The organism is Candidatus Salinivivens marinus (assembly GCF_965655845.1).
GTDB lineage: Bacteria > Pseudomonadota > Alphaproteobacteria > Rhodobacterales > Rhodobacteraceae > Salinivivens > Salinivivens marinus.
Map to the genome: position 1 here is coordinate 134,179 of NZ_CBFHHX010000007.1, position 19,988 is coordinate 154,166.

A 19,988-nucleotide genomic window follows, 5' to 3' on the forward strand; every position below is an offset into this window, starting at 1 on the left:
ACTTCCTAACCATGGTAATGAGCTACCGTTTTGATTGTTGTAAAACCAAACATTGCCTCAAAACCCTTTTCACGTCCATGGCCAGATAAGCCGCGCCCACCGAATGGAAGTTCAACTCCACCACCTGCTCCATAGTTGTTTATGAAAACTTGACCAGATTTTAGACGTTTAGCCATTCGCATTTGTTTTGATCCATCTTGTGTCCAGACTGAAGCCACCAGCCCAAAACCAGTCCCATTTGCAATCTCGACCGCGTGGTCTTCGTCGTCGAAAGGCATAATAATTTGAACTGGTCCGAATATTTCATTTTGCGCCAAACTGTGGTCGGCGGGAACGTCTACAAAAAGATGAGGTAAGCAATAAAAACCACCCTTATTTATTTCTTCTTTGTATTTGCCGGTTGCTACTAACTCTAAATCTTTACCTTGTTGAATATAGTTTGAAACGATTTCATGTTGTTTTTTCGATATTAGAGGTCCAACGTCTAAATCATCCATGGCAGATCCAACCAAAAGCATCTCATACTGCTTGGTCATCATTGATACAACTTTTGGATAAACTTCCTTTTGGACTAGGATGCGGCTTGAAGCTGAGCAGGTTTGCCCAGCGTTTTGTACTCCTGCATTAACTAAAAAAGGTAACGCTGCATCTAGGTCTGCATCAGCAAAGACAATTTGCGGAGATTTTCCTCCAAGTTCTAGAGTAACAGGGATAACATTTTGTGCAGCGGATTGTTGAATTTTGATGCCAGTTGATACAGATCCAGTGAAGCTAATATGATCGATATCGCTGTGTTGGCTTAGGCTTGCCCCCGTCTTTCCTGAACCTGTTACAATATTTAAAACCCCATCGGGGAAGCCAGCTTTTTTTGTTAATGCGCCAAATGCTAATGCAGTTAAGCAGGCTTCTTCAGCCGGTTTAAGGATACAGGTGTTTCCAGTTGCAAGTGCTGCTCCTACAGATCTGCCAATTATTTGCATTGGGTAGTTCCAGGGGATTATATGCGCGCATACGCCATGAGGTTCTCGTAAAGTATAAACTGTATAATCCTCTAGATATGGGATTGTATCACCATGCAGTTTATCCGCCGCACCTGCATAAAATTCCATATATCGAGCTAGAGCCTTTACGTCTGCTTGTGCTTGCCGGAGCGGCTTACCAACATCTGTGGCCTCTAGGCTGGCGAGTACGTCATAGTTTTCTTCTATTAAGCGCCCGAGTGTACTTAAAAGAGTACTCCTTTCTCGAGCAGTTATATTTTTCCATGTATTCTCAAGGGTGTCTTTTGCTACGCCAACCGCATCATTTACATGTTCATTATTTGCCTCAGAAACTTGGGCAATAACATCCCCTGTTGATGGATTGATAAGGTCTATTTCTGTATTTGAGCAGACCCACTCACCATTTATTAAAAAGTGCTTATTCGGAAAATCTACTGTCATAATATATTCCTTTAATTAAGCATGACCAAATTCAGGAAACTTTGGTGCAGCATCAATAAGTGAATGAGTATACTCATTTCTTGGATCGTTTAAAATTTGCTTAGTTTGTCCTTGTTCGACAATTTTTCCATTTTTCATAACTAAACATTTCTCAGTGATATTTTCGATTACTGTAAGGTCATGACTGATAAACAAATATGATAGCCCATGACGTTCCGTTAAATCTGAAATAAGTTTAAGAATTTGGTTTCGAATTGATAAATCAAGCGCCGATACAGCTTCATCGAAAATTATAAGTTTCGGTTTAATCACAAGTGCCCTGGCTATCGCTATGCGCTGTCTCTGACCGCCTGAGAATTCATGAATATACTTTTCGGTACTGTTTAGCGGTAATCCAACTTCTTCGAGCATTTCCTTCACGATACTTTTTTGCTCGGTTTCATGAGGAGCTTCTTTACCTAATGCAAAAAAGGGTTCTGCAATTAAACGTTCGACTTTGTGCCTAGGATTGAAAGAACCGTAAGGGTCCTGAAAAACTACCTGTATATTTTTTTTAAAACTTCTGTTGTCTTTAGAAATTTTTTTCCCTTCAAATTCTATGTAGCCAGAGCTGGTTGATTGCAAACCCAGAATGGTTCTTGTTAGGGTAGATTTTCCGCTGCCAGATTCCCCAACTAACCCTAGGCGCTCACCTCTTTTGATATCGAATGAGACATCGCTCACCGCCTCGATAGATGTACCTTTTGAAAAAAGTCCCCTATTGTGAGATTTATAGTTAACCGATACTGAATTTACTTCTAGTAGCTTTCCTTTGGAAATCTCATTTTCTTTTAAAATCAATTTTTGGCTGGAGGCTGAAAATAATTTTTTTGTATATGGGTGTGCAAGGTCTCTAAAAACCTTTTTTGGTTCTCCCTGATCTACTAGAATGCCCTCTTTCATAAGAATTAAGTAATTAGCAATATTTGCAACTATCGCCAAATCATGTGTGATTAGAATAATGCTAATACCATCTTGTTCAGCAAACTTTTTTAGAAGTTCTAGGATTTTCGCCTGTGTTGTTACATCTAAAGCAGTTGTTGGCTCATCTGCAATTAAAATGCTTGGTTCCAAACAAACAGCCATAGCAATGACGACACGCTGACGTTGGCCCCCCGACAGTTGATGAGGGAAACGTGACGGGTCTATACCGCTTAATCCAACCCGGTCCATTGTATTTCGAACTCGATTCTTTAATTCGTGTGGAGCACAGGCTTTATGTTGAACTAATGTTTCAGAGATTTGCCTTCCAATATTTTTCAAAGGATTTAGAGCTGTCATTGGTTCTTGAAAAACCATACTTATCTTTTTTCCCCTGAGCTTACAAAACTTGTTTTCTGATATTTTATTAAGGTCATTTCCGTCAAAATTAATTATACCCCCTTTTTTTGAGCCGAGGGGTAAGAGACCCATTAGGGCCAATGCAGAAATTGATTTACCAGACCCACTCTCACCAGTTAGAGCTAGAATTTCACCAGCACCAAGATTAAAGGAAATATCTTTGACGATCGGTTTCTCGTGAATTGCAACAGAAAGATTTCTTACCGAAAGAAGCGTCATTTCTTCATGCTTCCTCTAAGCTTGGGATCAAGTGCGTCACGCAGTCCATCTCCTAAAAGATTTAAACCTAAAACTGTTATAATAATCGCTACTCCTGGTACAATTGCTAATCTTGGCGCCAAAGAAACCATTGTTTGTGCATCTGCCAGCATTCTGCCCCAACTCGGCGTGGGAGGTTGTGCTCCCAAGCCTATGTAACTTAGTCCAGCCTCTGCAAGAATACCGAGTGAAAATTGAATAGTTGCTTGTACTATCAATATATGCATCAAATTGGGCAGGACGTGTTCGGTCGAAATTCGCAAACCAGTTTTTCCTGCAACCTGTGCAGATAAAATAAATTCACGTTGCCATAGAGATAAGGCAGCCCCCCTAGAAATACGGGCAAAAACTGGGATATTGAAAATTCCTATAGCAACTATGGCATTGAATGCACTTGGCCCAGCAATCGCAGTAATGAGAATGGCGATTACTAAACTTGGAAATGCAAATACCAAATCGTTAAATCGCATTATGCCATCGTCTATGAAACTGCCCCTCCAGTTTGCGGCGAATAGTCCTAGTGGGACACCAAAGAGCACCCCAATCCCAACCGCGACAAAAGCTACAGCAATTGATGTTTGGGCTCCCACCATTATCATTGACAGCATATCCCGACCAAAGTGATCTGTACCAAATGGGTGGGTTAAACTTACAGGCTGTAATCGGTTTGATATATTTAGTTCGGTGACATCGAATGGCTGCCAAAAAAAAGAAATAGTAGCCATAATCATTGGTATCAAGCACAATAAAATACCAAATTGTAAGCTTGTGCTTGGTCGTATCATATACTGTCCTGTCGTAACCTTGGGTCGACTAACATGTAAGTGATATCCACGATAAAATTGACCAGTATCACTGCAAAAACAAGAAGCATAACAACACTTTCTACAACGATTAAGTCTCTTTGGGTTATTGCTTGAAATACGAGACGTCCCAAACCTGGAAGATAAAATACTTGCTCAATAATTATTGCGCCTGCCAGTAAAAAAGAGAATTGAAGCCCAATTATTGTAAGGACTGGAATTAAAGCATTGCGAAGTGCATGTGTCCAGATCGTTTGCGATGAACTTAGGCCTTTAGCGCGAGCAGTGCGAATGTAATCTTCTCCAAGCGTCTCAATTAGAGCACTTCGCATGACACGAGACAAAATTGCAGCTTGAGGCAGCGCAAGAGCAATTGCGGGAAGGGTAAGCGAGGTAATTCCGTTAAAGAGACCATCCTTCCAACCTGAGAACCCTCCTGCAGAAAACCATTGCAGTTTGATTGCGAATATTCCAACTAAAATTATTGCAAACCAGAAGTTTGGAATTGCAATTCCAAGTTGAGTTGCACTTATAACAGCAAAATCGCCGGTTTTTCCTCTTTTTGCAGCGGCATATATTCCGGTGGGTATAGCAATTACCGTGGATAAAAAAAGCGCATAAATTGCCAAAGGAAGTGAAACCCATAAACGGTCTCCAACCATTTCTGTAACGTTTGTTCTATATGTGTATGAGATGCCAAAATCTCCTGTGAGCATTCCACCTATCCAATCGAAATATCTATTTATTTTGGGTTGATCCAACCCCAGTTCAGATCGAAGCGCTGCAATTGTATCTGGTTGCGCATTAATACCAAGCATAAAGCTCGCCGGATCACCGGGCGCAATTTCTACCAGGGAAAAAATAACAATGGATGCTAAGGCAAGACTCAATACAAACGTAAATAGGCGTCTGAAAAAATATTTAATCATAAATTTGCCAGTTTAATTATGTCCCCCAAAATAATGGGGGACATAGCAGTTGAATAATTAGTCAGCCCATTTAACGTCTGTTAGATCAGTTGCTTGGGTTGGAGCGTTTTCCCAAAGGCCCATAATTTTGGCATTTGCTACTGTTGGAAAAGCCAACTCGAAAAGATACCCATTTACATAATCTTCTGAAATAATTCGTTGGGCTTTCCTTAAAAGGTCACTTCGCTTTTGTGGGTTACTTTCAACATTGAGCGCCTTTATCACCGCTTGAAATTCAGAACTATCATACTGAAAATAGTATTCGGGCCGGGCGTATATCCCTATATCCATTGGTTCTGTATGGCTTACAATTGTCAAACCATAGTCTTTGCCTCTAAAGACTTCTTCTAACCATTGAGCCCATTCTAAATTTGAAATTTCTGTCTCGATTCCTACGGCTCTTAATTGCGACGCAATTATTTCACCGCCGCGCCTCGCATAAGATGGGGGTGGTAGTTTCAAAGTTGTTGTGAAACCCTCGCTAAATCCGGCTTCAGATAGAAGTTTTTTTGAAATTTCAGGATCATAGTTTGAGTTTGCCTTTAGGTCCACATAGTCTGGATGGTGTGGCGCGAAGTGGGTGCCAATTGGGGTGCCATAACCAAACATTGCACCATCTATAATTGCCCGCCTGTCTATTGCGTGTGCGATGGCTTTTCTGACTTTTACATTGTCCAAAGGTGGCATTTTGTTATTTGTAGACAAAATAGTTTCACCTTCGGTATTTCCAACCAAGACCTGAAAGCGGCTGTCTGATTCGAATTGCGCTAAATTTTCAGGAGCTGGAAATCCCGCAAATGCGTCAATATCTTGTGCCATCATTGCAGAGAAAGCAGCACTTGGATCTGAAATAAATTTGAAGGTTGCAGTCTCTAGATGAGCAGGCTTGCCCCAATATTCCTCGTTCCTTAGTAGCTCAATTTTATCGCCTTGAACCCAGTTAGAGAATTTAAATGCGCCTGTTCCTACTGGATTAGTTTTTATGTCGTCTATCGTTTCGGGAGCAACAATAACTGCATCCCCCCAAGCCATATTAAATAGAAAACTACCATTCGGAGAAGCTAAAGTTACCTTGACTTTATCGCTTGCCAAAACTTCAACATTTTTGATACCAGAAAATAAGGCCTTTTGAGCGTTTGTGCTATCTTCTGCTCTTGCTCTATCTAACGAAAACTTAACATCGTTTGCATCCATTGTTGAACCATCATGGAAGGTCACAGCAGAATTTAAGTGAAATATATATTCTGTCCCGTCCTCAGATATTTCCCATGATTTCGCTAACCCAGGAATTACTGCTCCATCCGAAGCAAATCGAGTTAAACCCTCGAATACATTTGAGTAAAGCACACTGTCTATGGCACCAGCTGCGGCACTCGTTGGATCCAAATGAGGGGGTTCGAGCTGCAACGCAATTGTCATGCTAGTTTTAGCTGCATGTGCGCCTTGAATACCTAATGATGTTGCTATAACCCCCGCGGATAGCAATAATTTAAAATGATACTTCATTTTAGTCTCCCTTTTTCTCCCATGTCTTTACTATATCCCCAAAAATAAAAAAAACTCCAAAAATTTTTTCAATGATTTTGGAGTAATTAAGCCAATTCCTTAATTCTTTGTTATATTAGTGTAGCATCAGACTTTTATTTGAATAATTGATAAGCAGGACTTGAAAAACGGAACTCTTGATTTCCGATGGAAAAGCTTTCATCGATTTTGTAATCTTCTTTACTTAGCTCGATCCAAGTTTTGGGTTGACTTATTGAATTTAAAAAATGGACTACGTCCAGCGTGGGAGTATCAATAAAATTTAAATTAGTCTTTAGTTGAAGTTTGAACTCGATGTTTTGCTGTTCAGTTTCTATTCCTGAAAAATTAACAATAATCTCAGGTTTTGCATTGACAAATTTCTCATACAAAAGCGATATTTGGAGTTTTTTTGCCTGGAAGCGAAATTCTTTTTCGTCATTAATCATTAGATTTTCGGCTTCAATTATCAATCTGTCTTCAAAAGTGTCCTTTACTATAGAGGCTTTTGCATTTTCCCATTTAATATTAAAATTATAGATAGATAATTCATTTGGGAAAATAATTATTTGGTGCTTTTTATTATAAATCAGCCGTATAACTTGAATAAATGGAAACGTTGCAATTTGTTTGCCATTGCGGTTTTCAATTGAAAGATTATTCACGGTTACGTCGTATCTATTTGGAAAACCAACCTGACTAGTTGATCCATATTTTATGTTTATTGAGCCGCTCTTAGGGTTTTCTAGACTTTTATAAATATTTTCCAGGTTATCGTTGGCACCCCAAAACCAATAACCACTCCATATTATAGCCATCAGTAGTATTGGTATTAATATGCGTGCCAAAATTCTCTCCTAGTATAGCGGAAGAAGTTCTGTTTTAAAGTGAGTTATCACCAAATACTAGGGGTAGCTAATGTATGTTTTTGGCTATGGATCTTTAATTTGGAATCCAGGTTTTGAATTTCAAACAAGTGAGCTTGCAGAAATAAAAAATTACAAGCGAAGTTTTTCCATGTGGTCAATTCATCATAGAGGAACTGTCAAAAGGCCTGGTTTGGTTTTGGCTTTGGAAAAATGTAATGGTCACAGCTGTAAGGGGGTAGTGTTCAGGGTATCCCCAGATAACTATACCCAAGTTTTATTATATCTTCGAGAGAGAGAACTCGTGTCATCGGCATATGAAGAAACCGAAGTTCAAGTCGAGTTAGCTACTTCTAAACAATTGGTAACAGCAATTACTTTCGTCATAAAGAAAGATCATGATCAGTACTGTCAATTAACGCTTGATGAGCAAGCAAAGATTATCGCGGAGGCAGAAGGAGGGCGCGGTAGTAATGATGAATATCTGTTTAGTACTGAAAAAAACTCACGGAGTTAGGAGTTTCTTCCGTTGATCTGCGCTATTTGGTGCAACAGGTTAAGAAAATTAAGAGCTGATAGCTTTCACTTTTGTTCACAGAGCGTTAGAATTAAAGAAAAATTAAAACAGGCCTTATTTTATGGTAAAATTAGAACAAGAGGTCGAGCTACATTTTTCTCAGCCAATACGTCAAGTTTTGTTGATGCTCAGCATTCTAGCGCTTACCAGTGCAGGAACAGTTGTAGCGGCACCGAGAGTGTTGGCAGTATTTACAGCTAATTTGTGGTTGAACGGCTTTATCCTTTTTGTCTTTTTTGTTGGAGTAATAAGCTGCTTTGTTCAGGTTGTTCAGTTAATAAAGTCTGTTCGTTGGATAGAGGAGTTCGTAAATAAGCCAGATAAGGGTTCTGCAAAGGCACCCCAGCTACTGGCTCCATTGGCAACCTTGTTAAGGTCGCGTGGAGCAAGTATCCAAATCTCGGCTTCTTCATCGCAGTCAATTCTTGAATCTGTCTCTACTCGAGTCGAAGAGGCTCGAGAAATAACTCGCTATATTGTCAATTTGTTGATTTTTCTAGGACTATTGGGAACATTCTACGGTTTGGCAACAACGGTGCCAGCACTTGTAGAAACAATAAGATCGCTAGCTCCTCAAGAGGGTGAGACAGGCTTTGAGGTTTTTACTAGATTGATGAGTGGCCTTGAGGGACAGTTAAGCGGAATGGGGGTTGCTTTTGCTTCTTCTTTATTGGGGCTTGCAGGATCATTAGTAGTTGGATTGTTAGAACTGTTTGCAGGTCAAGCGCAGAATAGATTTTATCGTGAACTTGAAGAATGGCTTTCTACAATTACTAGTTTCAATGTGACAGTAGACGAAGGCAATTCTTCAACAGACAACACGATTCTCCTAGGTATCTTCGAGCGTTTAGGGGATCAAATCGAATTGATGGAGCGTTTCTTAAATAAAGATCAATCCACTATGGCACCAACCGATCGCGAGTTTGCGATTCTAGAAGATAAATTTGTTAAAGTTATGGACGAGAATAAGTCTAATTTGGAGAATTTGATCGGCAATTTTACTAAATCACAGAAACAATTATTAGATTTTCTTAAGTCAAAAGAGTCGGTTGAGGTTGGGATTGATGCTGAAAGTAGGATGAGACTAAGATCAATCGATGTTCAAATGCTTCACATATCAGAGGAAATAGCCGTTGGAAGGCAGGAAGCTATCAAAGCTATCAGAGAAGAAATAGCTAATTTAGCAGATAGTTTGCAATCAACTAGTGCTAAGAGTTCTGATCGGAAAACATAAACATGGCTCTATCGAGACGCACAGGTCAACGATTTCAGGCATCCATTTGGCCTGGTTTTGTGGATGCAATGACCGGTTTATTGCTCGTATTGATGTTTGTATTAACCATTTTCATGGTCATCCAATTTGTTCTAAGAGAAACTATCACTGGGCAAGAAAGCGAACTTGATGCCCTTGCTGCAGAAATTGTTGCTATTTCGGAGGCCTTAGGCCTTGAAAAATCTAAAGTAGTCGAACTTGAAAGTGACTTGGGAATTTTAACAAGTACACTAAATGACAGAGACGCAGAAAACGAGCAGAAAAGCCTGTTAATAGAAAGCCTGAGGCTTCAAAACAATGAAAGTAAAGTAGCTTTAGATGATGCGCTAACTCAAATCACTCAGTTTGAGGTCCAGGTAGCAAATTTATTAGCAGCACAAGCTACATCTAGAATCCAGATTGATCAATTGGAAACTGAACGCAAATCTTTGTTGGATCAGCAAGAAGCACTTGCTTTGACCCTGTCTCAAGCACGTGATGAAATAGACTTGGCAGAGCAAGAAGCGAGATTGAAAGCAGCGGAGAGAGAAGCATTAGATGCTCTAATTAGGTCATTAGAGACCGAAAAAAGTGATGCAAACAAAACTATAGAATTGCAAGCTAGTGAAATTCAGGATTTAAAAATAGCCCTTGATGATGAAGAAGCTGCCAAACTAATTGAAGCTGCCGCTGCCGCTGAACTCAGGAAGAGGCTTGAAGAAGCCGATGCTGAGCTTACAGCAATGACTTTGGTTTTGGAGGAAGAAAGAAAACGTGCAGAGGACACCCTGACGCTATTGGCAGCTGCAGATGCAGCTAAATTAGAAATCGAAGACAATCTCAGGCAAACTATCATCGCTTTAGAGGCTGCTAATCTAACAATTGGAAATAGTGAAACGGAACTTAAATCTCTACAGGAAGATATTCAGAGTAGTGATGCTGAGTTAGATGAGACCAAAATTGCACTTGCTGCATCGTTAGCAAGGCAGCAGAGATTAGAGTTGGAGCTGTCAAATTTAAGTCAAAATATTAACGAGAAAACAGCACAATTTAAAGATTACAGTGAGAAATTAACAATTGCTGAGAGTGATTTGGCTAGTGCATTAATGGCGTTGGAGCAAGAAAAACTGAGTCGCCAAACCTTTGAGGACGATAGCGTACAAGACATTACTGATCTTCGTTCAAAATTAGCAGATGCGCTAGCGGCTCGATGGGCCGCCGTTCAGTCTCAGAAAGAGGCACTAGAAAATCTTAAAAATGTCCTGGCAGCTAAGCTTGTTTCTGAAAAATTAAATGCAGAGAACACCTCAAATTTAAAGCAAAAAGAAATTTTGTTGCAAAAGGCCCAACAGCAGTTGCTAGAACGGTCTGAACAATTATCTGAAAGTTCTGATAGCCTTTTAAAAAGCCAACGAGAGACGGCACTTTTGAACAAGCAAGTATTAGAGCTTCGTCGTCAGCTGAGTTCGCTACAATCAATTTTAACCCTATCTGAAGAAAAAGATAGGGAAGATGAAATTCAACTCCAAAACTTGGGCAACAGGCTTAACGCTGCACTAGCCCGCGTTGCGTCGGAGGAAAGAAAGAAAAGGCATCTGGAACAAACCTTGAGACTAGAGATTGAAGCTAAATTAAATGAAATTACGATCCTTAATTCACAGTTAATTGCCTCCAAAACAGATTTGGAACGTGCGGAAACAAAAGCCCAAGTCGAAGAAGATAAGCGAATAAAGCTGGAAGTTGCCGAGTTTAATAGATTGCAAGCAGAGCGTGAGCGCCTCCAATCTCAGGCAACTCAATTGGAACGATATAAGTCTGATTTCTTTGGGAGAATAAGAGAATTAGTGGAAGGGAAGGAGGGTATAAAAATTGTAGGCGATAGATTTGTTTTCTCATCTGAGGTATTATTTGATGTTGGAAAAGCCGATTTATCTATGCCGGGTCGATTAGAAATCCAAAAAGTGGCCGTGATTTTAAATCAAGTAGTAAAAGAACTCCCAAAGAATTTAAATTGGATAATAAGAGTTGATGGTCATACGGATAATACTTCCATGGTTTCAGGTGCGGAATTCAAAGATAATTGGGAGCTAAGCCAAGCAAGGGCTCTCTCGGTAGTACGTTTTATGATTTCTGATCTGGGATTCCCAAAAGATCGATTGGCCGCAACTGGTTTTGGAGAATTTCAACCGGTCACATCTGGATCTTCGCCAAAGGAAAGGGCTCAAAACCGTAGAATTGAGATCAAGCTTACTGAAAAATGATTAGTGAGTACAACTAACCTAAAAATCAATTTGCAGGCAGTAACCTGGGTTTTGTTTTCGCAATACGGGCCTTTTGAGGCGGTTTAAGTTCAATATCAATTTTATCATCCTTAATACCGACCTTCACAAGGCCACCTTTAGACAATTTGCCAAAAAGAAGTTCTTCTGCAAGAGGTTTTTTAATATGCTCCTGTATCACACGAGCTAGCGGTCGAGCCCCCATCTTGTCATCATAGCCTTTATTGGCTAACCACTCTGCAGCCGCTTTCGATAACTCGATTGAAACGTTCCGATCCATTAGTTGTACTTCTAATTGAAGTACAAACTTTTCGACAACTTGAAGTATGACTTTCTTTGGCAGTGGGCCAAAACTAATCGTGGCATCTAAACGATTTCTGAATTCTGGTGTAAAGGTACGCTCAATTGCAGCCGTATCCTCTCCTTCTCTCCTGTCACGTCCAAATCCAATTGCTGCTTTGGCTTGCTCAGTAGCCCCAGCATTTGATGTCATTATAAGGATGACATTTCTAAAATCGACAGATCTGCCATTATGATCGGTTAGTGTGCCATGGTCCATAACTTGTAAAAGGATATTGAAAACGTCTGGGTGGGCTTTTTCTATTTCATCTAGAAGCAATACACAGTGGGGATGTTGGTCAACCGTATCAGTTAGCAGCCCGCCTTGATCAAAACCTACGTAGCCTGGGGGTGCCCCTATTAGTCTGCTAACAGCATGTTTTTCCATATACTCAGACATATCAAACCTGTGCAATTCTACGCCCAAAGTATCAGCTAGTTGCTTTGCAACTTCTGTTTTGCCAACTCCAGTTGGACCTGCAAACAGGTAATTGCCAATCGGTTTGTCTGGTTCTCTCAAGCCAGCTCTGGCCAGCTTGATTGCACTTGATAATGCTTCTATAGCTTCGTGCTGACCGAATACTACTCGGTTTAGGTTTTTCTCTAGGTCTTTCAAAACAAGGGTATCGTCCTTGGAAACGTTCTTAGGTGGAATTCTCGCGATTTTTGCTACGACCTCTTCGATCTCTTTGACACCAATAGTTTTGCGTCGCTTGCTGTTCTGTAGATGCTGTGCCGCACCTGCTTCATCTATTACGTCAATTGCTTTGTCTGGTAGCTTTCTATCCGTAATGTAGCGGTCTGACAACTCGACTGCTGTTTTTATTGCATCTGCGGTATATTTTAAGTTGTGGTGATCTTCGAAATAACTTTTTATTCCTCTCAGTATTTTTATTGTGTCAGGAACAGACGGCTCGTTGACATCAATTTTTTGAAAGCGCCTACTAAGAGCTCTATCTTTCTCAAAATGTTGCCTAAACTCTTTGTAGGTAGTAGAACCCATCGTTCGGAGCTTGCCACCTTGCAATGCGGGTTTAAGCAAGTTGGAAGCATCCATTGCTCCTCCAGAAGTAGCTCCAGCTCCTATAACTGTATGAATCTCATCAATGAAGAGTACCGCATCAGGATGGTCTTCCAGCTCTGTTATAACTGCTTTCAATCTTTCTTCAAAGTCGCCCCTGTAGCGAGTGCCGGCAAGCAAGGACCCCATATCTAGAGAAAAGATAGTAGTTTCACTCAAAACTTCTGGGGTGTCTTTCGAAATTATTTTTCGTGCTAGCCCTTCTGCGATCGCCGTCTTCCCGACTCCCGGATCCCCCACAAGTAGCGGATTATTTTTCCTTCGACGACAAAGGACCTGAACACAGCGCTCTATCTCAAAATCCCTACCTATAAGAGGATCGATATCCCCATCTATTGCCTTTGCATTTAAATCGACGCAATATTTTGCCAGTGCACTCTCTTTTTTTTCTGTTTCAGACTCGGCGCCCGACGTAGCAAAATCATCTCCGCCTTCATCGGAACCTTGTACTGATCTTTGTTCTCCAAAAGCAGGATTTTTGGCCACGCCGTGGGCTATAAAATTTACCGCATCATAACGAGTCATTTCTTGTTCTTGTAAAAAGTATGCAGCGTTGGACTCTCTCTCAGCAAAGATTGCTACCAAAACATTAGCACCTGTTACCTCGCTTCGTCCTGATGATTGCACATGTATTGCAGCGCGTTGAATAACTCTTTGAAAGGCAGCTGTTGGTGTTGCCTCCAGATTTTCGTCTTCTTTTGTCATCGATGACAATTCTTCGTCTATAAAGTCGCCTAGTGCTTCGCGTAGTATTGCTAGATCAACGTCACATGCTTTGAGCACGCGTTCTGCATCTGGTTCGTCAATAAGGGTTAAAAGTAAATGTTCCAAGGTGGCGAATTCGTGAGACTTAGAATTTGCTAATGCTAATGCTGCGTGTATGGAATGCTCCAACGTTGTTGTAAAAGAAGGCACGTTAAAATCCCTTTCGGCGTTTACTTTTCACATACTATATAGTGTGGGTGAGAATTCGCACTATTCAAGTCAATAATGCTATTTATGTGCCAAAATTTTTATTTTACCGGGTAAAATCTCAAGATTTCAGCTAATAAGCATCTTTGAGCGCTCTAATTTTTGCGAATACTTCATCATCTGTGGCATCAATCATATCTAAATTAGCTCTGATGTTTTTGCTCCACGGACGCAGGAATGGATTGGTAGCTCGCTCTTCACCCAAATTGCTTGGAACGGTAGGTATGCCGTCTGATCTAAGCTTCTTAATATTTTTATACCTTCGTATTAAATCTTGGTTATGAGGATCGATATTTAGGGCGAAATTAGCATTTGTTTCGGTGTATTCATGGCCGGAACATACAACTGTTTCATCTGGTAAGTTTGAAAGCTTTTTTAGCGATTGCCGCATTTGACCAGGGGTTCCTTCAAATAATCTACCACACCCAAGAGCCATTAAACTATCAGCAGTAAATAGCAATTTGCTCTCTTCAAAATAGACTGCGATATGTCCAATTGTGTGTCCTGAGACCTCAAATACTTTACCAACCTTATTTCCAATTTTTATTTTATCATTTTCTGCGACTGATAAGTGAAGAGGTGGTAAGCGATTGACGTCTGATGAAGACCCTATTACTTGCGGCGAATAATATTCAAGTAATTTAGATAAACCGTCCACATGATCCCAATGATGGTGCGTTATAAGTATGTGAGTTAAATCCCAGTTTTTTTCTCGAAGTTTTAGCAATATAGGATCAGGTTCTGGCGCATCGACTAGCAAAGTAGCCTTAGTGTCAGGATCATGGGCCAAAAATGCGTAATTATCTGATAAGCAGGGTATGGTTAAAAGTTCAAAAGACATGACGTGCCACCAAAAAATGTTTAACGTACACTTATGCTGTCCCAAATGAGAGCTTTATGCAATGCACCTTGATGTTCAAGACTTAAAAAACTTTTATTATAGATCAGCATTAGGCAGAGCTGCTCAAAAAGAAATTAGTAGGGAAGTTGTCAAGATGTGGCCTGTCGGGTCAGGCTATAAAATGATGGGATACGGCTTTGCAAATCCTATTTTGCGGCACTTTTATGATCACTCTAGAAAAATTATTTCGCTTATGCCTGGACCGCAGGGTGCTTTGCATTGGCCGCTAGGGCATCCAAATCAGTCAGTTCTAACCCATGAACATCAATGGCCAATTGATACTGGGTTTGCTGATCGCTTGATAATAATGCATGGGTTAGAGACATCAGAATATCCATCAATGATGCTTGACGAAGCCCTGCGGGTGCTGGGCCCTGGTGGTAAAGCATTATTTATTGTTCCCAACCGAGCAGGACTTTGGTGTCGAAGCGATAAGACACCGTTTGGATATGGGCGACCTTACTCGATTGGACAACTAGAGGCGCAATTGAGATCACAGTCATTCATACCGGAGAGACATACAATGGCTTTGTATCAGCTTCCATCTCATCGAAAAAGTTTGCAAAGAATCGGTCAATTTTTTGAAGGATCTGGAAAATTCCTTCCCATTTTGGCTGGTGGGATAATCATAATTGAAGCAAGCACTCGGTATCCGCCCGTTCACAAAATTAAAAAGTCAGCAAAGGAAAAAGCTATTGGGCTTTTAGGAGGATTGGCTGAGCCCAAACCAGTGGGCTAACCTGCTGCTTTATTCTAAGAATCATATATGAAATTCATCTCAAGATTCCACCTAAGCAGCAGTGTAAAAACATCATAACGGCAAATTATTGAAATTTTGTACGATTAAATCCATTTTAGCATGTTGCTAGAACTGATTAGCTCTGCTAATACCGCATCGATTTCAGTTTGTTCTGAAACGAGTGAGAAGAACAGCGTCAAAGTGAATGTAACTGGCGCATTACTAAGCCGAAAGGTAAAACGTGTCTGAAACTGCTTCAATTTCTATGGGTGTGGCCTCCCGTTATTCAAAAGCTATTTTCGATTTGGTTCTGGAAGATAATGAAGTGGCGAAGTTAGAAACTGACGTTGAAAGTTTAGCTAGAGCACTAAAAGACAGCCAGGAACTTAGGGATCTTATCAGCTCGCCCATGTACACTAGGGATGAGCAAAAGGGTGCCATTGTAGCTATTGGAAATAACATGAAGTTGTTGGTAAATCTCACTAACACTTTGGCTCTCATGGCATCAAAAAGACGTCTATTTGTTATGGACTCATTTCTACGCCAGCTAAAAGCTCTAATAGCTGAGCATAAAGGTGAAATCACGGCTGATGTAGTTAGCGCAAAAAGTCTAACCAAGGCACAATCTGACAAAATAGCGAAAGCTATTAAGGATCGAGTAGGTAAAGAGATTAAAATTAATGCATCTGTTGATGAATCAATCATTGGTGGCATTGTAATTAAGGTTGGATCGAAGATGATAGACACTTCAATTCGATCTAAACTGAATTCCCTTCAAACTGTTATGAAAGAGGTCGGGTAATGGGTATCCAAGCTGCAGAAATATCTGCCATTTTAAAAGATCAAATAAAGAATTTCGGTCAAGAGACTGAGGTTGCCGAAATCGGGCGTGTTTTGTCAGTGGGCGACGGTATTGCCAGGGTTCACGGCCTTGATAACGTTCAGGCTGGTGAAATGGTTGAATTCCCAGGGGGTATTCGTGGAATGGCTCTAAATTTGGAAAGTGACAATGTAGGCGTCGTTATTTTTGGGTCTGACCGGGATATCAAAGAAGGCGATGTAGTAAAGCGTACTAATTCCATCGTGGACGTTCCGGCAGGTGATGCTCTTCTGGGCCGCGTGGTGGATGGTCTAGGAAATCCTCTAGATGGAAAGGGTCCAATCAAAGGGGTAGAGCGTAGAGTAGCGGATGTAAAGGCTCCTGGTATTATTCCCCGCAAATCAGTACATGAACCCATGGCGACGGGTCTGAAGTCCGTTGATGCGATGATACCCATTGGTAGAGGTCAACGAGAGTTAATCATTGGAGATCGTCAAACGGGTAAAACAGCAGTAGCTTTGGATACTATTCTTAATCAGAAAAGTTATAATGATGCTGCAGGCGACGATGAGAGCAAAAAATTATATTGCATCTATGTTGCAGTGGGTCAAAAAAGATCAACAGTTGCACAGCTTGTAAAAAAACTAGAGGAAAGTGGTGCGATTGAGTATTCAATCGTAGTTGCTGCAACAGCATCGGATCCAGCCCCTATGCAGTTCTTGGCACCTTATTCAGCCACATCTATGGCGGAATATTTTCGCGATAACGGCAGACATGCTCTTATCATTTACGATGACTTGTCCAAACAAGCAGTTGCTTATCGTCAAATGTCATTGTTGCTTAGACGGCCGCCGGGACGAGAAGCATATCCTGGAGATGTTTTCTATCTACACTCACGGTTGCTGGAGAGATCAGCTAAATTAAATGAAGATAATGGAGCTGGATCTTTAACAGCCTTGCCGGTGATTGAAACGCAAGGTGGGGACGTTTCGGCGTTTATTCCTACAAATGTTATTTCCATTACTGATGGTCAGATTTTTCTTGAAACTGAGTTGTTTTATCAAGGTATACGCCCTGCAGTTAATACCGGGCTATCAGTATCTCGAGTGGGATCATCTGCTCAAACGAATGCCATGAAATCAGTTGCAGGACCAGTGAAATTATCTTTGGCGCAGTATCGTGAAATGGCTGCATTTGCTCAATTTGGATCAGATTTAGACGCAGCCACCCAACAGTTATTAAACCGTGGTGCTCGGCTGACAGAACTTATGAAGCAAGCGCAGTATTCACCTCTAACCAACGCTGAGATTGTTTGTTTGATATATGCGGGGACAAACGGTTACTTGGACAAAGTTGACGTCAATCAAGTTGGCGCTTTCGAGACAGGTTTGTTGGCGCATCTAAGGGGTAAGCATGGCGGGTTGTTAGATCATATTACGAATGATGATCCTAAAATCAAAGGTGAAGTTGAAGATAAAATCCGTTCAGCCTTGGATGAATACACGGCAGATTTTTCTTAAGGGGATTCGGTTATGCCAAGTCTAAAAGACTTAAAAAATCGTATTGAGAGTGTGAAAAACACTCGAAAAATCACCAAGGCTATGCAGATGGTTGCAGCCGCGAAACTGCGACGTGCTCAAGATTCTGCAGAAGCAGCCCGACCCTATACTGAGAGGTTCAATTCTGTATTGGGCGCTTTGGCCTCTGCAAACAATAAAGATTCAGGCGGACCTCAATTATTAGTTGGAACGGGTAAAGACCAGACGCACCTGCTTATCGTAATGACCGCTGAGCGTGGTTTGTGTGGCGGTTTCAACTCTAACATTGCGAAGCTAGCAAAAACACACGCTTTAAAACTTGTAGAGCAGGGCAAGACTGTAAAAATCATAACAGTCGGTAAAAAGGGTCGTGACGTTATAAAGAGGGACCTTAGTGAGCATTTTGTTGATCACGTTGATTTGTCTGAAATAAAGACAGTACGATACACGGATGCGCAGGGGATATCCAAATCAATTTTGGATAGGTTCACGGCTGGGGAGTTTGACGTAGCAACTCTTTTTTATTCAAAATTTGTCAATGTTGTTACTCAGATACCAACTGCGCAACAGATTATTCCTGCAAGCTTCGAGGATGCTGAGGACAGCAACGCACAAAGCATGAATTATGAATATGAACCATCGGAGGAAGAAATTCTCGCTGATTTACTGCCAAGAGGAGTAGGCACTCAAATTTTCTCTGCATTATTGGAGAACGGCGCCTCTGAACAGGGTGCTAGAATGTCCGCGATGGATAATGCAACGCGGAACGCAGGTGATATGATCGATAAATTAACAATACAATATAATCGTTCGCGGCAAGCCGTGATAACTAATGAGCTGATTGAAATAATCTCGGGCGCGGAAGCGCTCTAAGAACCGGAGAAACAGATATGGCAAATGCAAAAGGTAGAGTTACACAAGTAATCGGTGCTGTTGTGGACGTACAGTTCGACGATCAATTACCTGAAATTTTGAATGCACTTAATACAGACAACAATGGTAAGACGCTCGTGCTTGAAGTAGCTCAGCACCTTGGTGAAAATACAGTGCGCACAATTGCTATGGATGCCACTGAAGGCTTAGTTAGGGGACAAGAAGTTGTTGATACGGCAGGACCGATTTCTGTACCAGTTGGGAACGCTACATTGGGCCGGATTGTTAATGTTGTTGGTGAACCTGTTGATGAACAAGGTCCCGTTAAGTCAGATGAGTATCGTGCAATTCACCAACCAGCCCCAGAGTTCGCTGAACAGTCTACAGAATCAGAAGTCTTGGTTACAGGTATTAAAGTTATCGATCTCCTAGCGCCTTACTCGAAAGGTGGTAAAATTGGTTTGTTCGGAGGCGCCGGTGTGGGCAAGACTGTTCTGATCATGGAATTGATAAATAATATTGCTAAAGTACACTCCGGTTTCTCTGTATTTGCGGGTGTGGGTGAACGTACCCGTGAAGGTAATGATTTGTATCACGAAATGATTGAATCTAACGTGATTAAACCAGATAATCTAGAAGAGTCTCAGGTTGCACTAGTATATGGGCAGATGAATGAGCCTCCGGGTGCTCGTGCGCGTGTTGCGCTAACTGGCCTGACTTTGGCCGAGCAGTTTAGAGACCAATCTGGTACAGATGTTTTGTTTTTTGTAGACAATATATTTAGGTTCACACAAGCTGGATCTGAGGTTTCTGCACTACTTGGTCGGATACCTTCAGCCGTAGGCTATCAACCAACACTTGCTACTGATATGGGTGCAATGCAGGAACGTATTACCTCTACAAAAAATGGTTCGATTACGTCAATTCAAGCAGTCTACGTACCTGCTGACGATTTGACGGACCCTGCGCCGGCGACCACGTTTGCACATTTGGACGCTACGACAGTTTTATCTCGTGCCATATCTGAGCTGGGAATTTACCCCGCAGTTGATCCGCTTGATTCATCTTCAAGATTGATGGATCCTGCTGTTGTCGGGGAAGAACACTACGATGTTGCTCGGTCAGTTCAAGGAATTCTTCAGAGATATAAGTCACTTCAAGATATTATTGCCATCTTAGGTATGGATGAGCTTTCTGAAGAAGATAAGCTGACAGTTGCCCGTGCAAGAAAAATACAACGATTTCTTTCTCAACCATTCGACGTGGCAAAGGTATTTACCGGTTCAGATGGTGTGCAAGTACCATTAGAAGACACAATTTCATCTTTCAAAGCAGTAGTTAATGGCGATTATGATCATCTACCAGAAGGCGCTTTC

Annotated in this window: 16 protein-coding genes; 8 read left to right on the forward strand and 8 right to left on the reverse strand. The window is 41.2% G+C overall.

Annotated features, from left to right (window positions below; translation table 11 throughout):
- Positions 1–5: 5 nt before the first annotated feature.
- The 6 genes from ACTF5Q_RS08105 to ACTF5Q_RS08130 all read right to left on the reverse strand — a co-directional run bounded on the left by ACTF5Q_RS08105 (position 6) and on the right by ACTF5Q_RS08130 (position 7,223).
- On the reverse strand, positions 6–1,442 hold the full coding sequence (locus ACTF5Q_RS08105) for an aldehyde dehydrogenase family protein (protein ID WP_438954122.1): 1,437 nt from the start codon (positions 1,440–1,442) through the stop codon (positions 6–8).
- 15 nt (positions 1,443–1,457) lie between these two features.
- On the reverse strand, positions 1,458–3,041 hold the full coding sequence (locus ACTF5Q_RS08110; protein WP_438954123.1) for a dipeptide ABC transporter ATP-binding protein: 1,584 nt from the start codon (positions 3,039–3,041) through the stop codon (positions 1,458–1,460).
- On the reverse strand, positions 3,038–3,811 hold the full coding sequence (locus ACTF5Q_RS08115) for an ABC transporter permease (protein WP_438954142.1): 774 nt from the start codon (positions 3,809–3,811) through the stop codon (positions 3,038–3,040). The genes ACTF5Q_RS08110 and ACTF5Q_RS08115 overlap by 4 nt, the downstream gene beginning before the upstream one ends.
- 50 nt (positions 3,812–3,861) lie before the next feature.
- Positions 3,862–4,812 carry an ABC transporter permease gene (locus tag ACTF5Q_RS08120; RefSeq protein ID WP_438954124.1) on the reverse strand — a complete coding sequence of 317 codons (951 nt, stop codon included), beginning with the start codon at positions 4,810–4,812 and terminating at the stop codon, positions 3,862–3,864.
- 57 nt (positions 4,813–4,869) lie between these two features.
- On the reverse strand, positions 4,870–6,357 hold the full coding sequence (locus ACTF5Q_RS08125; RefSeq protein WP_438954125.1) for an ABC transporter substrate-binding protein: 1,488 nt from the start codon (positions 6,355–6,357) through the stop codon (positions 4,870–4,872).
- 134 nt (positions 6,358–6,491) lie between these two features.
- Complete coding sequence (locus tag ACTF5Q_RS08130; protein ID WP_438954126.1) at positions 6,492–7,223, reverse strand: DUF2125 domain-containing protein; 732 nt, start codon at positions 7,221–7,223, stop codon at positions 6,492–6,494.
- A 70-nt stretch (positions 7,224–7,293) separates the two neighbouring features.
- Here ACTF5Q_RS08130 and ACTF5Q_RS08135 point away from each other — a divergent pair, with 70 nt between their 5' ends.
- The 3 genes from ACTF5Q_RS08135 to ACTF5Q_RS08145 all read left to right on the forward strand — a co-directional run bounded on the left by ACTF5Q_RS08135 (position 7,294) and on the right by ACTF5Q_RS08145 (position 11,331).
- Positions 7,294–7,758 carry a gamma-glutamylcyclotransferase gene (locus tag ACTF5Q_RS08135; protein WP_438954127.1) on the forward strand — a complete coding sequence of 155 codons (465 nt, stop codon included), beginning with the start codon at positions 7,294–7,296 and terminating at the stop codon, positions 7,756–7,758.
- Positions 7,759–7,879: 121 nt separating this feature from the next.
- A complete protein-coding gene (locus tag ACTF5Q_RS08140; RefSeq protein ID WP_438954128.1) occupies positions 7,880–9,052 on the forward strand; it encodes a biopolymer transporter ExbB in 1,173 nt (390 codons plus the stop codon).
- Between the two features lie 2 nt (positions 9,053–9,054).
- Positions 9,055–11,331 (forward strand): peptidoglycan -binding protein, encoded by a 2,277-nt coding sequence (locus ACTF5Q_RS08145; RefSeq protein ID WP_438954129.1) that lies wholly within the window; start codon positions 9,055–9,057, stop codon positions 11,329–11,331.
- Between the two features lie 25 nt (positions 11,332–11,356).
- Here ACTF5Q_RS08145 and clpA read toward each other — a convergent pair whose 3' ends face one another.
- A complete protein-coding gene (clpA, locus tag ACTF5Q_RS08150) occupies positions 11,357–13,684 on the reverse strand; it encodes an ATP-dependent Clp protease ATP-binding subunit ClpA (protein ID WP_438954130.1) in 2,328 nt (775 codons plus the stop codon).
- A 130-nt stretch (positions 13,685–13,814) separates the two neighbouring features.
- Positions 13,815–14,582, reverse strand: coding sequence for a hydroxyacylglutathione hydrolase (gene gloB / locus ACTF5Q_RS08155; RefSeq protein ID WP_438954131.1), 768 nt, complete (start codon positions 14,580–14,582; stop codon positions 13,815–13,817).
- 61 nt (positions 14,583–14,643) lie between these two features.
- Here gloB and ACTF5Q_RS08160 point away from each other — a divergent pair, with 61 nt between their 5' ends.
- The 5 genes from ACTF5Q_RS08160 to atpD all read left to right on the forward strand — a co-directional run.
- Complete coding sequence (locus ACTF5Q_RS08160) at positions 14,644–15,381, forward strand: hypothetical protein (RefSeq protein WP_438954132.1); 738 nt, start codon at positions 14,644–14,646, stop codon at positions 15,379–15,381.
- A 241-nt stretch (positions 15,382–15,622) separates the two neighbouring features.
- A complete protein-coding gene (locus ACTF5Q_RS08165; protein ID WP_438954133.1) occupies positions 15,623–16,183 on the forward strand; it encodes a F0F1 ATP synthase subunit delta in 561 nt (186 codons plus the stop codon).
- Positions 16,183–17,721: a F0F1 ATP synthase subunit alpha gene (gene atpA / locus ACTF5Q_RS08170; protein WP_438954134.1), complete on the forward strand. Its 1,539-nt coding sequence runs from the start codon at positions 16,183–16,185 to the stop codon at positions 17,719–17,721. Before ACTF5Q_RS08165 ends, atpA begins: the two co-directional genes overlap by 1 nt.
- 12 nt (positions 17,722–17,733) lie before the next feature.
- The gene (locus ACTF5Q_RS08175) at positions 17,734–18,612 is read left to right on the forward strand and encodes a F0F1 ATP synthase subunit gamma (RefSeq protein WP_438954135.1); all 879 of its coding nucleotides are present in this window, start codon (positions 17,734–17,736) and stop codon (positions 18,610–18,612) included.
- A gap of 17 nt (positions 18,613–18,629) precedes the next feature.
- On the forward strand, positions 18,630–19,988 hold a 1,359-nt coding region (gene atpD / locus ACTF5Q_RS08180; protein ID WP_438954136.1), incomplete at its 3' end, for a F0F1 ATP synthase subunit beta.

Coding starts and splice junctions, on each gene's coding strand:
- gloB (WP_438954131.1), bottom strand. CDS start 14,582: ATGTCTTTTGAACTTTTAACCATACCCTGCTTATCAGATAATTACGCA.
- ACTF5Q_RS08105 (WP_438954122.1), bottom strand. CDS start 1,442: ATGACAGTAGATTTTCCGAATAAGCACTTTTTAATAAATGGTGAGTGG.
- ACTF5Q_RS08145 (WP_438954129.1), top strand. CDS start 9,055: ATGGCTCTATCGAGACGCACAGGTCAACGATTTCAGGCATCCATTTGG.
- ACTF5Q_RS08140 (WP_438954128.1), top strand. CDS start 7,880: ATGGTAAAATTAGAACAAGAGGTCGAGCTACATTTTTCTCAGCCAATA.
- ACTF5Q_RS08160 (WP_438954132.1), top strand. CDS start 14,644: ATGCACCTTGATGTTCAAGACTTAAAAAACTTTTATTATAGATCAGCA.
- ACTF5Q_RS08135 (WP_438954127.1), top strand. CDS start 7,294: ATGTATGTTTTTGGCTATGGATCTTTAATTTGGAATCCAGGTTTTGAA.
- ACTF5Q_RS08120 (WP_438954124.1), bottom strand. CDS start 4,812: ATGATTAAATATTTTTTCAGACGCCTATTTACGTTTGTATTGAGTCTT.
- atpA (WP_438954134.1), top strand. CDS start 16,183: ATGGGTATCCAAGCTGCAGAAATATCTGCCATTTTAAAAGATCAAATA.
- ACTF5Q_RS08115 (WP_438954142.1), bottom strand. CDS start 3,811: ATGATTATGGCTACTATTTCTTTTTTTTGGCAGCCATTCGATGTCACC.
- ACTF5Q_RS08110 (WP_438954123.1), bottom strand. CDS start 3,041: ATGACGCTTCTTTCGGTAAGAAATCTTTCTGTTGCAATTCACGAGAAA.
- ACTF5Q_RS08125 (WP_438954125.1), bottom strand. CDS start 6,357: ATGAAGTATCATTTTAAATTATTGCTATCCGCGGGGGTTATAGCAACA.
- ACTF5Q_RS08175 (WP_438954135.1), top strand. CDS start 17,734: ATGCCAAGTCTAAAAGACTTAAAAAATCGTATTGAGAGTGTGAAAAAC.